The sequence below is a fragment of the Frigoribacterium sp. SL97 genome (assembly GCF_026625765.1).
In the GTDB taxonomy this organism is placed as follows: domain Bacteria; phylum Actinomycetota; class Actinomycetes; order Actinomycetales; family Microbacteriaceae; genus Frigoribacterium.
This window is the reverse complement of the sequence record NZ_CP113062.1, coordinates 1,972,570-1,987,209: the sequence shown is the minus strand read 5'-3', so window position 1 is coordinate 1,987,209 and position 14,640 is coordinate 1,972,570. Positions and strand designations below refer to the sequence as shown.

General features: G+C 72.3%; 15 protein-coding genes and 1 pseudogene. All 16 read left to right on the top strand.

The features are described from left to right. Positions 1 to 41: 41 nt before the first annotated feature. The 16 genes and pseudogenes from rpoZ (at position 42) to trpA (ending at position 14,573) form a co-directional block, all read left to right on the top strand. A complete protein-coding gene (gene rpoZ, locus OVA02_RS09475; protein WP_056045308.1) occupies positions 42 to 308 on the top strand; it encodes a DNA-directed RNA polymerase subunit omega in 267 nt (88 codons plus the stop codon). 120 nt (positions 309 to 428) lie between these two features. Further along, entirely contained in the window at positions 429 to 1,661 is a 1,233-nt protein-coding gene (metK, locus tag OVA02_RS09470; protein WP_056045305.1) for a methionine adenosyltransferase, read from the top strand. Between the two features lie 2 nt (positions 1,662 to 1,663). After that, complete coding sequence (locus tag OVA02_RS09465; protein ID WP_235452478.1) at positions 1,664 to 3,739, top strand: primosomal protein N'; 2,076 nt, start codon at positions 1,664 to 1,666, stop codon at positions 3,737 to 3,739. Between the two features lie 15 nt (positions 3,740 to 3,754). After that, positions 3,755 to 4,744: a methionyl-tRNA formyltransferase gene (gene fmt / locus OVA02_RS09460; protein WP_082460228.1), complete on the top strand. Its 990-nt coding sequence runs from the start codon at positions 3,755 to 3,757 to the stop codon at positions 4,742 to 4,744. Continuing rightward, on the top strand, positions 4,741 to 6,111 hold the full coding sequence (locus OVA02_RS09455) for an RsmB/NOP family class I SAM-dependent RNA methyltransferase (protein WP_056045302.1): 1,371 nt from the start codon (positions 4,741 to 4,743) through the stop codon (positions 6,109 to 6,111). Before fmt ends, OVA02_RS09455 begins: the two co-directional genes overlap by 4 nt. A gap of 9 nt (positions 6,112 to 6,120) precedes the next feature. After that, on the top strand, positions 6,121 to 6,786 hold the full coding sequence (gene rpe, locus OVA02_RS09450) for a ribulose-phosphate 3-epimerase (protein ID WP_056045300.1): 666 nt from the start codon (positions 6,121 to 6,123) through the stop codon (positions 6,784 to 6,786). Next, positions 6,783 to 7,046, top strand: a complete 264-nt coding sequence (locus tag OVA02_RS09445; RefSeq protein ID WP_043592769.1) for a phosphoribosyl-ATP diphosphatase — start codon at positions 6,783 to 6,785, stop codon at positions 7,044 to 7,046. The genes rpe and OVA02_RS09445 overlap by 4 nt, the downstream gene beginning before the upstream one ends. Positions 7,047 to 7,110: 64 nt before the next feature. After that, positions 7,111 to 7,950: an ATP phosphoribosyltransferase gene (gene hisG, locus OVA02_RS09440; RefSeq protein ID WP_056045298.1), complete on the top strand. Its 840-nt coding sequence runs from the start codon at positions 7,111 to 7,113 to the stop codon at positions 7,948 to 7,950. Between the two features lie 2 nt (positions 7,951 to 7,952). After that, the gene (gene hisF, locus OVA02_RS09435) at positions 7,953 to 8,759 is read left to right on the top strand and encodes an imidazole glycerol phosphate synthase subunit HisF (RefSeq protein WP_056045295.1); all 807 of its coding nucleotides are present in this window, start codon (positions 7,953 to 7,955) and stop codon (positions 8,757 to 8,759) included. A 71-nt stretch (positions 8,760 to 8,830) separates the two neighbouring features. After that, positions 8,831 to 9,247 (top strand): phosphoribosyl-AMP cyclohydrolase, encoded by a 417-nt coding sequence (hisI, locus tag OVA02_RS09430; RefSeq protein ID WP_054146066.1) that lies wholly within the window; start codon positions 8,831 to 8,833, stop codon positions 9,245 to 9,247. Continuing rightward, the gene (locus OVA02_RS09425; protein WP_369794370.1) at positions 9,240 to 10,772 is read left to right on the top strand and encodes an anthranilate synthase component I; all 1,533 of its coding nucleotides are present in this window, start codon (positions 9,240 to 9,242) and stop codon (positions 10,770 to 10,772) included. Before hisI ends, OVA02_RS09425 begins: the two co-directional genes overlap by 8 nt. After that, entirely contained in the window at positions 10,772 to 11,416 is a 645-nt protein-coding gene (locus tag OVA02_RS09420) for a Trp biosynthesis-associated membrane protein (protein ID WP_267658060.1), read from the top strand. The genes OVA02_RS09425 and OVA02_RS09420 overlap by 1 nt, the downstream gene beginning before the upstream one ends. A 144-nt stretch (positions 11,417 to 11,560) precedes the next feature. Further along, a pseudogene (locus OVA02_RS09415) lies at positions 11,561 to 11,776 on the top strand (DUF6704 family protein); the annotation flags it as partial. Next, a complete protein-coding gene (gene trpC, locus OVA02_RS09410; RefSeq protein WP_123570085.1) occupies positions 11,777 to 12,550 on the top strand; it encodes an indole-3-glycerol phosphate synthase TrpC in 774 nt (257 codons plus the stop codon). 2 nt (positions 12,551 to 12,552) lie between these two features. Next, the gene (gene trpB / locus OVA02_RS09405) at positions 12,553 to 13,761 is read left to right on the top strand and encodes a tryptophan synthase subunit beta (RefSeq protein ID WP_056045283.1); all 1,209 of its coding nucleotides are present in this window, start codon (positions 12,553 to 12,555) and stop codon (positions 13,759 to 13,761) included. Next, positions 13,758 to 14,573 (top strand): tryptophan synthase subunit alpha, encoded by an 816-nt coding sequence (trpA, locus tag OVA02_RS09400; protein ID WP_056045280.1) that lies wholly within the window; start codon positions 13,758 to 13,760, stop codon positions 14,571 to 14,573. Before trpB ends, trpA begins: the two co-directional genes overlap by 4 nt. Positions 14,574 to 14,640: the final 67 nt, after the last annotated feature.

Sequence of the window (14,640 nt, the reverse complement as noted above, 5' to 3'; positions counted from 1 at the left end):
GCGGAGCCGGCACCGTCCCCCATCGACACGAGGAGCAACCAATGGCCGACAAGAACCAGGGCATCATCGATCCCCCCATCGACGAGCTGCTGTCGAAGGTCGAGTCGAAGTACGCACTCGTCATCTTCGCCTCCAAGCGCGCGCGTCAGATCAACGACTACTACGCCGACCTGCACGAGGGCAGCCTGTTCGACAACGTCGGCCCCCTGGTCGACAGCTCCATCGACGACAAGCCCCTGTCGGTCGCGATGCACGAGATCAACGAGGACAAGCTCGAGGTGAAGCCGCTCGCCGTCCCCTCCGAGTAGCGGGGCGACACGACCAGCCCCTCTGACGGTGGTCGGTCCTATCATCTGACGAGGCCCCCGGGAGTCCATCCCGCGGGGCCTCATCGCGTCCCCACCCAGAACGACACCCAGAGGAACACCGTGACCCCGACCGACACGACGACCGCCCCCGCCCCGACGGCATCGACCTCCCTTCGACTCTTCACCTCCGAGTCGGTCACCGAGGGCCACCCCGACAAGATCTGCGACCAGATCTCGGACGGCATCCTCGACGCGCTGCTGGCTGTCGACCCCGCCAGCCGGGTCGCGGTCGAGACCATGGTCACGACGGGACTCGTGCACGTGGCCGGCGAGGTCACCACCAAGGGCTACGTCGACATCCCCACGATCGTGCGCGACCTCATCGTGGGCATCGGCTACGACTCGTCGGCCGTGAGCTTCGACGGCCGTACCTGCGGCGTCGAGGTGTCGATCGGGTCCCAGTCGCCCGACATCGCCCAGGGCGTCGACACCGCCCTCGAGGCGCGTGGCGGCGACGACGACCTGCTCAACCGCCAGGGTGCCGGCGACCAGGGCATCATGTTCGGCTACGCCACCAACGAGACCCCCCAGTTCATGCCGCTCCCCGTGTGGCTGGCCCACCGGCTCGCCGAGCGACTGGCGGCCGTGCGCAAGTCGGGCACCCTCGACTACCTCCGGCCCGACGGCAAGACGCAGGTGACGGTCGGCTACGACGGGGTCGTGCCCACGACCGTCGACACCGTCGTCCTGTCGACCCAGCACTCGCCTGCGGTCTCGAGCGCTCAGCTCGAGTCCGACGTCATCGAGCACGTCATCCGCCCCGTCCTCGACGAGGCAGGGTTCTCGTCCACGGACACCCGGTTCATCATCAACCCGACCGGCAGGTTCGAGATCGGCGGCCCGCAGGGCGACGCCGGACTCACCGGCCGCAAGATCATCGTCGACACCTACGGCGGGGCGAGCCGTCACGGTGGGGGCGCGTTCTCGGGCAAGGACCCCTCGAAGGTCGACCGGTCCGCCGCGTACGCCATGCGGTGGGTGGCCAAGAACGCCGTCGCCGCGGGCCTCGCCGACCGGCTCGAACTCCAGGTGGCCTACGCGATCGGGCGGGCCGCACCCGTCGGCCTCTACGTCGAGACCTTCGGCACCGGGCACGTCGGCGACGACGTCATCACGGCCGCCATCGAGAGCGTGTTCGACCTCCGCCCGGCGGCGATCATCCGCGACCTCGACCTGCTGAGGCCGATCTACGCGGCGACGTCGACCTACGGCCACTTCGGTCGCGACCTGCCCGACTTCACCTGGGAGGCGCTCGACCGCGTCGACGCCCTCCGGGCCGCCGCCGGGCTCTGACCGTGGCGGCGGTCGCCGACGTCCCCGTCGACAGCGTGCCGCGCGTCGTCCGGGTGATGGTCGAATCGCCGCTGCCGCAACTCGACCGGTTGTTCGACTACGCCGTGCCCGAGCGGCTGCGCGACCAGATCGCCCCGGGCATCCGCGTCAAGGTTCCGCTCCGCTCCGCCGGGCGCATCGCCGACGGCTTCGTCGTCGAGGTCGCGTCGTCGTCCGAGCACGGCGGCGACCTGTCCGAGATCGAGGACGTCGTGTCGACCGTGTCGGTCCTGGCACCCGAGGTGTGGCGCCTCGCGCGCGCCGTGGCCGACCGGGCCGGCGGATCGGCCAGCGACGTCGTGCGGCTCGCGATCCCACCGCGTCAGGTCCGGGTCGAGAAGGCCCACCTGGCCGCCGCCGACAACTCGTCCTCACCGGCCACCGGCCCCACCGGCCCCACTGCCCCGACCGTGGCTCCCGTGGCACCCTCGACTCCCGACCACGACGCCGACGCCCACCCCGAACCCGTCCCGGTCGTCGTCGGCTATCGGTCGACCGACCTCGCCGGGCTCGTTGCGGCCCGCGGTCGCGCGGCGGTCGACGCCGTTCCGCTGCTGGTCGAACTGCCCGACGGGGCATGGGTGGGTCATTGGGCCCTCACGGCCGCCCAGCTCGCTGCGGTCGCCGTCGGCGCGGGCGACAACGCCGTGGTCGCCGTCCCCGACTACCGCGACGAAGAGCACGTCCTCCAGGCCCTCGCCGCCGTCCTCCCGCCCGACCGCGTCGTCCGGCTCGACTCCCGACAGTCGAACGCCGACCGCTACCGAGCGCTCCTCCGTGCCCGAGGCGACGAGCCCGTGGTCGTCGTCGGCAACCGGTCCGTCCTGCTCGCCCCCTCGGCCAGGCTCGGGGTCGTCGTGGTGTTCGACGACGGTGACCCGTCCTTCGGCGAGCCGCTCGCCCCGTACGTGCACGCCCGCGACACCGCGCTGCTCCGGCAGGCCCAACAAGACAGCGCCCTGGTGTTCCTCGGCCACTCCCGCAGCACCGACGTGCAGCGCCTGGTCGAGATCGGCTTCCTGGCCGAGGTGCGTCCCGATCCGCGCTACCAGCCCCGGGTCGTGCCGACCGTCCGTCAGGCCGCCACGGACGGATTCGCCGCGCAGGCCCGCATCCCCTCCTCGGCCTACGCCGAGGCGCGGGCCGCGGTCGAGCACGGACCGGTCCTGATCCAGGTGGCCTCGCCCGGCTACTCGCCACGCCTGGCCTGCGTCGACTGTGGCGACACGGCCCGCTGCCTGCGGTGCAACGGCCCCCTCCAGCAACGCGAGCGAGGGGCGACCCCGGCCTGCGCCTGGTGTGGCGCCCTGGCCGTCTCGTGGCACTGCCGCACCTGCGAGGGAACGCGCATGCGGGCCGTCGGCACCGGCGCGTCGCGGACGGCCGACGAACTCGGCAAGGCGTTCCCCGGGGTGCGCGTCATCGTCTCGGACGGCGCGAGGGCCCTGACCCACGTCGACGCCGACCCGGCGATCGTCGTCGCGACCCGCGGGGCCGAGCCGATCGCCCCCGGCGGTTACCGAGCCGTGCTGCTGCTCGACGGTGAGCGCATGCTCGCCCGAGAGAGCCTCCGCGTCGCGGAGGACTGCCTCCGCTGGTGGGCCAACGCCACGGCCCTGGCCGCACGTCGCGCCCCGGTCGTGCTGGTCGGGGTGGGTGGCGCCATCGCCTCCGCCCTCGCGACGTGGGAGCTCGCCCGCTTCGTCTCCTCGGAGCTCGCCGACCGTCGCGTCCTGCGCTTCCCCCCGGCCGTCCGCGTGGCCACCGTGACCGGCACGGTCGACACCGTCGCGCGTGCGCTCGACGACCTGCCCGACGAGGTCCGTGCCGAGACCCTCGGTCCGGTGGACGTCGAGTCCGCCGGCGTCCGCGCCATCGTCCGCTTCGACTACTCGCGTGGTCACGACGTGGCGCTGGCTCTCCGCTCCCAGGTCATCTGGGCGGCCACGGACCGACGCAAGGCGCTCGGTCAGAAGCGTGCGCGGGCCGTCCCTACACTCAGAGTGCGGTTCGACGACGTCGAGCCGTTCGCCGACTGACCCGCCAGGAACCCCATGCGCCTCGTCTTCGCCGGCAGCCCCGCCGCTGCCGTGCCCTCGCTCACCGCCCTCGCCGACGGTCCTCACGAGGTCGTCGCCGTGCTGACCCGCGACGACACCCCGCAGGGACGCAGACGCGTCCTGACCCCCACCCCCGTCGCCGTCGAGGCCGACCGCCTCGGTCTCCGCGTCGTCAAGGCCCGCCGCATCACGCCTGAGGTCACGGCCGAGCTCACGGGACTCGATCCCGACCTCGGCGTCGTCGTGGCCTACGGAGCCCTGCTCCGCGAGCCCCTCCTCGGCGCCCCCCGGCTCGGCTGGGTCAACCTGCACTTCTCCCTCCTCCCCGCCTGGCGCGGCGCCGCCCCCGTCCAGCGGTCGCTCATGGCGGGCGACGCCGTGTCGGGCGCCGCGGTGTTCCAGCTCGTCCCCGAGCTCGACGCGGGGGACGTCTACGGCACCCTCGAGCGCCTCCTCGACGGCACCGAGACCGCAGGCCAGCTCCTCGCCGAGCTCGCGCGTTCCGGTGCCGGCCTGCTGGTCGACGTCGTCGACCGCCTCGCCGACGGCACGGCCACGGCGACGCCCCAGACCGGCGCGGTCACGCTCGCCCCCAAGCTGACCCTCGCCGACGGCGTCCTCGACGCCTCGCGACCGGCGACCGAGGTGATCGCCCGTTTCCGAGGCGTCACGCCGGAGCCCGGCGCCCGCGTCGACCTCGACGGCTCGGGCCTCAAGATCACGGAGGCGCGGACGACGTCGACCGACGAGGCACCTCTCGAGGCCGGTCGCCTCGAGTCCCGGGGCCGCCGTGTGCTGCTGGGCACCGCCTCCTCGCCCGTCGAGCTGGTCCGGGTGCAACCGGCGGGCAAGAAAGAGATGTCGGCGGCCGACTGGTGGCGGGGGCTGCCCCGCGGGGTCGACCGTCGCGTGACCCCGCCCACCCCGCCCGTCCCGGCTGACATCGACATCACCACCGACACCGACCCGAAGAGCACCTCATGAGCCGAGTCCAACCCGCCCGCCAGGTCGCCCTCGACGTCCTCCGGGCCGTCGAGCAGGACGACGCCTACGCCAACCTCCTGCTGCCGCAGCGCATCGTCCGGGCCCGTCTCGGAGCCCAGGACGCAGGGCTCGCGACCGAACTGACCTACGGCACCCTGCGCCTCCGGGGCTACTACGACCGCGTCATCGCGCTGGCCGCCCGTCGGGGCACCGACGCGATCGACCCGGCACTCCTGGACGTCCTCCGCCTCGGCACGCACCAGCTCCTCTCGACGCGCGTGGCGGTCCACGCGGCCGTCGACGAGAGCGTCGAGCTCGCACGTCAGGTGGGCAGCCGATCGGGCACTGGATTCGTCAACGGCGTGCTGCGCACCATCTCACGGTCCACGCCCGACGAGTGGCGCGAGCGCGTCCTCGCCGACACGACCGGGGACGACGACCGTCTGGCCGCGGAGTGGTCGCACCCCGCCTGGGTGGTGCGGGCGTTCCGTCGTTCGCTGGCCGCCGAGGGGCGGGAGGGCGAGCTCGTCGATCTGCTGTCGGCCGACAACGACGCCCCGAAGGTCAGCCTCGTCGCCCTGCCGGGGCTCGCCGAGGTGTCCGAGCTCGGCGCCCCGAGCGGGCGCCTGTCGCCACTGGCGGCGACGAGTGGTGGGGGCGATCCGGCCCAGCAGACGGCCGTCCGCGAGGGGCGTGCCCGCGTGCAGGACGAAGGGTCGCAGCTCGCCGCGCTCCTCCTCAGTCGACACCGCCCCGCCACACCCGGAGAACGGTGGCTCGACATGTGCGCCGGACCCGGCGGCAAGGCCGCCCTGCTCGGTGCCGAGGCCGCTCGGGCGGGTGCCCACCTCGTCGCCAACGAGCTCGTCCCGGCACGGGCGGGGCTCGTCCGAGAGGCGCTCGAGGCCGTCCCGGGCGACGTCGAGGTCCTCGAGGGTGACGCCACCCGTTTCGGGGCGGAACGGCCAGGAGGTTTCGACCGCATCCTGCTCGACGCGCCCTGCACCGGCCTCGGGGCCCTGCGGCGGCGACCCGAGGCCCGGTGGCGCAAGCAGCCGGCCGACGTCGGTCAGCTCACGGCCCTCCAGTCGCGCCTGTTCGCCAGCGCCCTGGACGCGCTGGCGCCCGGGGGGGTCCTGGCCTACGTGACCTGCTCCCCGCACACGGCCGAGACGCGCGGAGTCGTCGAGGCGGGCCTCCGAGGCCGCGACGACGATCTCGTCCTGCTCGACGCGACGGCCGGCGTCGAGCGCATCGCCGGCCGCGCCGTCGACCTGGCGTCGGCACCGTTCGTCCAGCTCTGGCCGCACCGTCACGGCACCGACGCCATGTTCGTCGCCCTGATCGAGAAACGTGCCGGACGGTAGGCTCGTCCCGTGTCGATCCGCATCAGCCCCAGCATCCTCTCGGCCGACTTCGCGAACCTCGAGCGCGACCTCGAGCGCATCTCGACCGCCGACCTCGTGCACGTCGACGTGATGGACGGCCACTTCGTGCCCAACCTCACCCTCGGACTCCCCGTCGTGCAGCGTCTCGGCGAGGTCAGCCCCGTACCGCTCGACCTGCACCTGATGATCGACGACGCCGACCGCTGGGCACCCCGCTACGCCGAGACGGGCGCCTTCTCGGTGACCTTCTCCGCCGAGGCGGCGTCCGATCCCGTCTCGACGGCGCAGGCCATCCGCAGCAACGGCTCCCGCGCCTCCGTCGCCGTGAAGCCGGGCACCGACCTCGAGCCCTACCTCCAGACCCTCGACGCGTACGACATGATCCTCGTCATGACGGTCGAGCCGGGCTTCGGCGGGCAGTCCTTCATGCCCGAGACGATGGCCAAGCTGGCCCGTGCCCGTGAGGCCGTGCGCGCCTCCGGGCTCGACGTGTGGCTCGAGGTCGACGGCGGCATCACGACCGAGACCATCGTCACGGCCGTCGAGAACGGTGCCGACACGGTGGTCGCCGGGTCCGCAGTCTACGGTGGGTCGCCCGTCGACAACATCGCTGCACTCCGGGCCGCCGCCGCGACGGTAGCCTTGACGTCGTGAAATCCTTCGACGACCTGTACCTCGAGCTCAGCGACAAGGCCCGCGACCGGCCCGAGGGGTCGGGCACCGTGGCCGAACTCGACGCCGGCGTGCACCAGATCGGCAAGAAGATCGTCGAAGAGGCCGCCGAGGTCTGGATGGCCGCCGAGTACGAGGGCGACGTCGCGACCGCCGAAGAGATCTCCCAGCTGCTCTACCACCTGCAGGTCATGATGATCGCCAAGGGCATCACCCCGGCCGACGTCTACCGACATCTCTGAGTCGGCCTCCGTCACCCCCGTTCGTCACGCCGCTCGCGCGGCACCCCAGCAGACAGAGAACCCCATGCTCCGCGTCGCAGTGCCCAACAAGGGATCGCTCAGCGAGACCGCCTCCGCCATGCTCGCCGAGGCCGGCTACACCGGTCGCCGAGACCCCAAGACCCTCCACGTCGAGGACCCGCGCAACGGCGTCGAGTTCTTCTACCTCCGCCCGCGCGACATCGCGACCTACGTGGGGTCGGGCGCCCTCGACGTGGGCATCACGGGTCGCGACCTGCTGCTCGACTCGCACTCGCCCGCACACGAGGTCGCACCCCTCGACTTCGGCGGCTCGACCTTCCGTTTCGCGGGCCCTCCCGGCCGTTTCGCCGACCTCCGTCAGCTGCAGGGCACCCGGGTCGCGACGAGCTACGCCGGCCTCGTCGGCTCGTTCCTCGAGAGCCACGGCGTGACCGCGACCCTCGTGCCGCTCGACGGAGCGGTCGAGAGCGCCGTGCAGCTGGGCGTCGCCGACGCCGTGGCCGACGTCGTGTCGACCGGTGCGACCCTGCGGGCGGCCGGGCTCGAGATCTTCGGGCCGGTCATCCTCGAATCGACGGCCGTCCTCATCTCGTCCGACGCCGACGTGGACGGTCTGGCGGTCCTCCACCGTCGCCTGCAGGGCGTCCTCGTGGCCCGGCAGTACGTCCTCATGGACTACGACGTCCCGGTCGACAAGCTGGACGCCGCGACCGCCGTCGCCGGCGGCATGGAGTCGCCCACCGTCTCCCCGCTGCACGACCGCGACTGGGCAGCCGTCCGCGTGATGGTCCCGCGGTCCGACACCAACCAGGTCATGGACGCCCTCTACGACCTCGGCGCCCGGGCGATCCTGGTCAGCCCGATCCACGCCGCGAGGCTGTAGCCGTGACCGCCGACGACGCGGTCGTCCCCGGCGCGGTCGCCGCCGACGCCTCCCTCGCCGTCCGGGTCATCCCGTGCCTCGACGTGGCCGCCGGCCGCGTGGTGAAGGGCGTCAACTTCCTCGACCTGCGCGACGCGGGCGACCCGGTCGAGCTGGCCCGCACGTACTACGAGCAGGGTGCCGACGAGATCACCTTCCTCGACGTCACCGCCACGGTCGACGAGCGGTCGACCACCTACGACGTCGTCCGGGCGACGGCCGAGCAGGTCTTCATCCCGCTGACGGTCGGGGGCGGCGTGCGCACCACCGACGACGTCGCCCGGCTGCAGGCGGCGGGGGCCGACAAGATCGGCGTGAACAGCGCCGCCATCGCGCGGCCCGACCTGATCGGCGAGATCGCCGACCGGTTCGGAGCCCAGGCGGTCGTCCTCTCGCTCGACGTCAAGCGTTCGAGCGGCACCCCCTCCGGCTTCGTCGTCACGACCCACGGCGGTCGCACCGAGACGACCCTCGACGCGCTCGCCTGGGCGCGTGAGGCCATCGAACGCGGGGCGGGTGAGTTGCTCGTCAACTCGATCGACGCCGACGGCACCAAGCAGGGCTTCGACCTCGAACTCGTCCGCGCCATTCGCGAGCTCAGCCGGGTGCCGGTCGTCGCGTCCGGAGGGGCAGGTCGGCTCGAGCACTTCGCCCCGGCCATCGAGGCGGGTGCCGACGCCGTGCTCGCGGCGTCGGTCTTCCACAACGGCGAACTCACCATCGGCCAGGTCAAGGACGAGCTGGCCCGGTCGGGGGCCGTCGTCCGCTGAGGCGGGCCGTCACCGCACCGGGCCGCAGCCGACCAGCCGACATCGCATCGCATCGCATCGAGGAGCACACCATGACCGACCAGCTGACGCGTGAGACGGTCGAGCCCGTCGTCGCCCGTGCCCGGTTCGACGCGTCGGGCCTGCTGCCCGCCATCATCCAACAAGAGGGCACGAAAGACGTGCTCATGATGGGGTGGATGGACGCCGAGGCGCTCCGCCGCACCCTCACCGAGGGGCGCGTCACCTTCTGGTCCCGCTCTCGACAGGAGTACTGGCGCAAGGGCGACACGTCCGGTCACGCGCAGTTCGTCCGCGCCGCCGCCCTCGACTGTGACGACGACGTGCTGCTCGTCACGGTCGAACAGATCGGCGCCGCCTGCCACACGGGCTCGCACTCCTGTTTCGAGGTCGACCCGCTCGAGCCGGCCACCGCCTCCTCGTCCCTGCCGTCCGGCGACACCGACCCCACCGGAGGCCTCCGTGGCTGACGCCCCGATCCGCACCTCGACGACCCGGGCCCAGTTCGACGAGCGGCTGGCCGGGCACCGGGTCGTCCCGGTCGTCCGCGACCTGTTCGCCGACGGCGAGACGCCCGTGGGGGTGTACCGCAAGCTCGCCGACGGCAGGCCCGGCAGCTTCCTCCTCGAGTCGGCGGCCCAGGGCGGGATCTGGTCCCGGTGGTCCTTCGTCGGCGTCTCGTCGTTCGGCGTGCTCACGACCGACGACGGCGAGGCCCGCTGGATCGACTACGGCATCGACCGCGACCGGGCGCTGGGCGATGCCGTCGGCCGTCCCCTCGAGGTGCTCTCCGCCCTGCACCACCGGTGGGCGACCCCGCGCATCGACGGCATGCCGCCCCTCACCGGCGGCCTCGTCGGGTTCATCGGCTGGGAGGCCGTGCGCGAGCTCGAACACCTTCCCGACGCGCCGCCGGCCGAGTTCACGGTGCCCTCCCAGGCGCTCAGCTTCGTGTCCGAGCTCGTGGCCCTCGACCACCGCACGGGTGCCGTCCTGCTCGTCGCCACCGCGTTGAACGACGGAACCGACGAGCCCGACGTCCTGTGGGCCGACGCGCAGTCCCGACTCGACGACCTCCAATCCCGACTCGCGGCCCCGAGCGAGGCGTTCCTGTCCGACGTCGACCTGACGATCGAGGCCACGCCGACCCGCCGTTCGACCGACGACGAGTACGCGCACGCGATCCGGCGGTCGAAGCAGTTCATCCACGACGGCGACGTCTTCCAGGTCGTCGTCTCCCAGCGCTTCGACCACGAGGTCACGGCCGAGCCGCTCGACGTCTACCGGGTGCTGCGGACGCTCAACCCGAGCCCGTACATGTACCTGGTGACCCTCGACGACGTGCAGGGCCGGCCGTACACCATCGTGGGCTCGTCGCCCGAGGCGCTGGTCAAGGTCGACGGCCGGCGGGCCTACACGCATCCCATCGCCGGGTCGAAGCCCCGCGGAGCCTCGCCCGACGAGGACCAGCGCTTCGCCGACGAACTCGCCTCGGACGAGAAAGAACGCGCCGAGCACCTCATGCTCGTCGACCTCGCCCGCAACGACCTGCTCAAGGTGTGCACGCCGGGAACCGTCGAGGTCACCGAGTTCATGCAGGTCGAACGGTTCAGCCACATCATGCACCTCGTCTCGAGCGTCGAGGGCGACCTCGCTCCCGGCAAGGACGCCATCGACGCGTTCCGTGCCACCTTCCCGGCCGGCACGTTGTCGGGTGCTCCCAAGCCCCGGGCCCTCGAGATCATCGACGAACTCGAGCCCGCCCAGCGGGGCGTCTACGGGGGAGTGGTCGGCTACTTCGACTTCGCCGGCTCGGCCGACGTCGCGATCGCGATCCGCACCGTCCTGTTGCAGGACGGCGTGGCCCGCGTGCAGGCGGGTGCCGGTCTCGTCGCCGACAGCGACCCGGTCGCCGAGAACCAGGAGGCGCGCAACAAGGCCGCGGCCCCCTTGCGTGCCGTCGCGGTCGCGAACGCCATGGCACGGCTCCGCTGATGCCCGCTCGTCGCCTGAAGCTCACGACGATCCTCGGGGGCATCCTGCTCGCGGGACTCGCCCTGCTGTCCTGGACGCAGGACTGGTTCCACGTCGTCGTCGCCTCCCCCCAGGGCGGAGACCTCCCGCTCGACGTCGCCGGCGACGTCGCCGGTGCGCCGTTGTCCGCCCTGTCGCTGGCCAGCCTGGCGCTCTTCGGGGCGCTCACGATCGCCGGCCGCGTCTTCCGCGTCGTCCTGGGGGTTCTCCAGGTGGCACTGGGCGTCAGCGTGGTCGTCACGACGTCGACCGCCCTGGCCGACCCCGTGCGCGCCTCGGGGAGCGCCGTGACGACCGCCACGGGCGTCGACGGCACCGACTCGATCCGGGCCATCGTCTCCTCGGTGGAGCCCACGGCCTGGCCCTGGCTCGGGCTCGTGGCCGGCGTCCTCGCCGCGCTCCTCGGAGTCGCCACCGTGCTCCTCGCGGGCGCCTGGCCCCAGGCCACCCGCAAGTACTCCGCCACGCGACTGGTCGCCGCGGATCCCTCGGCCGATCCGGCGGCCGCCTGGGACGCGCTGTCGGGTGGCGACGATCCCACCGACGACCCGGCGCACCTCGACGGGGGCGGGTCGGGCCCCACCGAGCCGGGTCGTACCCGGTAGACTCAGCCCTCGTACCGACCTGATCCAAGGAGCACTGTGAGCACGAACACGACGAGCACCCCGTCCGGTGGCGACGCGCCCCTCGCGAACGCCCCCGCGAAGGTCGACTCCGGCTCGAAGGGCCGCGACACCGAGACGGCCGACGACCTCGGGCACGGCAACTCGCCCGCCGCCTGGACCGCCGTCGTCATCATGCTGGTCGGCTTCGCCATCGGCACGCTGGCCTTCTTCCTCGACGTCCCGTGGATCGTCTGGGCGTCGGCCGGCCTGGTCGTCGTCGGACTGATCGTCGGTCTCGTGCTCAAGAAGGCCGGTTACGGCGTCGGTGGTCACCGCTACGTGCCGAAGGCCCACAACTAGGTGCTCGACGACCTCTACGCGGGTGCCGTGGCCGACGCCGCAGCACGCCGCGAGTCCCTCCCGTTCGCCGCCGTCGAGGCAGCGGCGCTCTCTCGTGAGCCCGCACTTGACGCCCGCACCGCCCTCGCCCCCGGCGACCGTGTCAAGGTCATCGCCGAGGTGAAGCGCGCCAGCCCGTCACGGGGCCACCTCTCGACCATCGCCGACCCGGCGTCTCTGGCCCGCTCCTACGCGGCCGGGGGAGCGAGCGCGATCAGCGTCCTCACCGAGGGCCGGAAGTTCAAGGGCTCCCTCGCCGACCTCGAGGCCGTTCGCACCGCAGTCGACGTGCCCGTCCTCCGCAAGGACTTCATCGCCGACCCGTACCAGGTGTTCGAGGCCCGGGCGGCCGGTGCCGATCTCGTGCTGCTGATCGTCGCCGGGCTCGAACAGCCCCGCCTCCTCGAATTGCACGACCTCGTGAGGCAACTGGGCATGACCGCACTCATCGAGGCGCACTCCGCCGACGAGGTGTCGCGCGGCCTCGACGCCGGTGCCACCGTCCTCGGCGTCAACGCCCGCGACCTCACGACCTTCGAACTCGACAGGGACCTCTTCGGTCGCCTGTCGCACTCGATCCCGACGGGCGTCACCCGCGTCGCCGAGTCGGCGGTCTCGTCGCCCGACGACGTCGCCCACTACCGTCGCTCCGGTGCCGACGTCGTGCTCGTGGGCGAAGCCCTCGTGACCCACGGCGACCCCGCCGACGCCATCACCCGCTTCCTGGAGGTCTGACCATGGCACTGCGCGACGAGACAGGTCCGTATTTCGGTTCGTTCGGGGGTCGCTTCGTCCCCGAGTCCCTGGTGGCCGCCCTCGACGAGCTCGACGCGGCCTACAAGGCCGCGGCCGTCGACCCCGAGTTCGCCGCCGAGCTGACGGCTCTCCACGCCACCTACACGGGCCGGCCGTCGATCATCACCGAGGTTCCGAGGTTCGCCCAGCACGCCGGTGGTGCCCGCATCATCCTCAAGCGTGAAGACCTCAACCACACGGGGTCCCACAAGATCAACAACGTGCTCGGACAGGCGCTGCTGGCCCGAAAGCTCGGCAAGACTCGCCTGATCGCCGAGACCGGAGCCGGTCAGCACGGCGTCGCGACGGCCACCGCCGCCGCCCTCTTCGGCATGGAGTGCGTCGTGTACATGGGGCAGGTCGACACCGAGCGCCAGGCGCTCAACGTCGCGCGGATGCGCCTGCTCGGAGCCGAGGTCGTCTCGGTCACGACGGGCTCCCGCACCCTCAAGGACGCCATCAACGACGCCATGCGCGACTGGGTCTCCAGCGTCGACACCACGCACTACGTGCTGGGCACGGTCGCCGGTCCGCACCCGTTCCCGGCCATGGTGCGCGACTTCCACAAGATCATCGGCGAAGAGGCCCGCCAGCAGGTCCTCGACCTGACCGGAGCACTGCCCGACGCCGTGACGGCCTGCGTCGGCGGCGGCTCGAACGCCATGGGCATCTTCCACGCGTTCCTCGACGACCCCTCGGTGCGGTTGTTCGGCTTCGAGGCCGGCGGGGACGGCGTCGAGACGGGCCGTCACGCGGCGTCGATCACCCTCGGCCGCATCGGCAACCTCCAGGGCACCAAGTCGTACCTCATGCAGGACGAAGACGGTCAGACGCTCGAGAGCCACTCCATCTCCGCGGGCCTCGACTACCCGAGCGTCGGCCCGGAGCACGCCTGGTTGTCCGAGTCGGGCCGGGCCGAGTACCAGCCGATCACCGACGACGAGGCGATGCAGGCCTTCCGACTGCTCTCGCAGACCGAGGGCATCATGCCCGCGATCGAGTCGGCACACGCCCTGGCGGGCACGATCAAGCTCGGTCTGGAGCACCCCGACTGGACGATCCTGGTCTCGCTCAGCGGCCGTGGCGACAAGGACGTCTCGACCGCGAGCCGGTACTTCGGCGTCCTCGACGAGAAGGCACAGCAGCTGTGACCGCCGCAGTCCCCGCCGGGACGAGCAAGGTCGGCGACGCGATCCGGGCCCGGCGAGACGCCGGGAGCGGCGCCGTCGTCGGATACCTGCCGGTCGGGTTCCCCGATCTCGACACCAGCATCGAGGCCGCGGTGGCGATGGCCGAGAACGGCATCGACGTCATCGAACTCGGCATCCCGTACTCCGACCCCGTGATGGACGGCCCGGTCATCCAGGCAGCCACACAGCGGTCCCTCGCCGAGGGGTTCCGCGTGCGCGACGTCTTCACGGCGATCCGTGAGATCACCTCCCGCGTCGACGCCCCGGTCATCCCGATGACCTACTGGAACCCGGTCGAGCAGTACGGCGTCCAGCGGTTCGCCGACGACCTCGCGGCCGCGGGCGGTGCCGGGCTCATCACCCCCGACCTCATCCCCGACGAGGCCGACGCGTGGATGTCCGCGGCCGAGGCCGCCGACCTCGACCGGGTGTTCCTGGCCGCTCCGTCGTCCAGCGACTCGCGCCTCCGGCAGGCCGTGGCCAGTAGTCGCGGCTTCGTCTACACCGTCTCGACGATGGGCATCACAGGAGCCCGAACCGACGTCGACGCGGCGGCGAGCACCCTCGTCGCCCGACTCCGCGAGGTGGGCGTCGAGAACGCCTGCGTCGGTCTCGGCATCTCCACGGCCCAGCAGGTCCGCGAGGTGCTCGACTACGCCGACGGTGCCATCATCGGTTCGGCCTTCGTCCGTGCCCTCGCCGACGGCGGGGTCGAACGCCTCGCCGAGGTCTCCGCCGACCTGTCGTCCGGCGCGGCCCCCTCCGCCTCCTGACCCCCTCGGGTCCGACGCCCTCGCGCTAGAGTCGTCACCCGTCGGGTGACCGACGCTCCGCACCCCC

Excerpts from the sequence above, each read along its gene's own strand:
- rpoZ (WP_056045308.1), top strand. The coding sequence starts at position 42 with ATGGCCGACAAGAACCAGGGCATCATCGATCCCCCCATCGACGAGCTG.
- fmt (WP_082460228.1), top strand. The coding sequence starts at position 3,755 with ATGCGCCTCGTCTTCGCCGGCAGCCCCGCCGCTGCCGTGCCCTCGCTC.
- OVA02_RS09455 (WP_056045302.1), top strand. The coding sequence starts at position 4,741 with ATGAGCCGAGTCCAACCCGCCCGCCAGGTCGCCCTCGACGTCCTCCGG.
- hisG (WP_056045298.1), top strand. The coding sequence starts at position 7,111 with ATGCTCCGCGTCGCAGTGCCCAACAAGGGATCGCTCAGCGAGACCGCC.
- hisI (WP_054146066.1), top strand. The coding sequence starts at position 8,831 with ATGACCGACCAGCTGACGCGTGAGACGGTCGAGCCCGTCGTCGCCCGT.
- OVA02_RS09420 (WP_267658060.1), top strand. The coding sequence starts at position 10,772 with ATGCCCGCTCGTCGCCTGAAGCTCACGACGATCCTCGGGGGCATCCTG.
- trpB (WP_056045283.1), top strand. The coding sequence starts at position 12,553 with ATGGCACTGCGCGACGAGACAGGTCCGTATTTCGGTTCGTTCGGGGGT.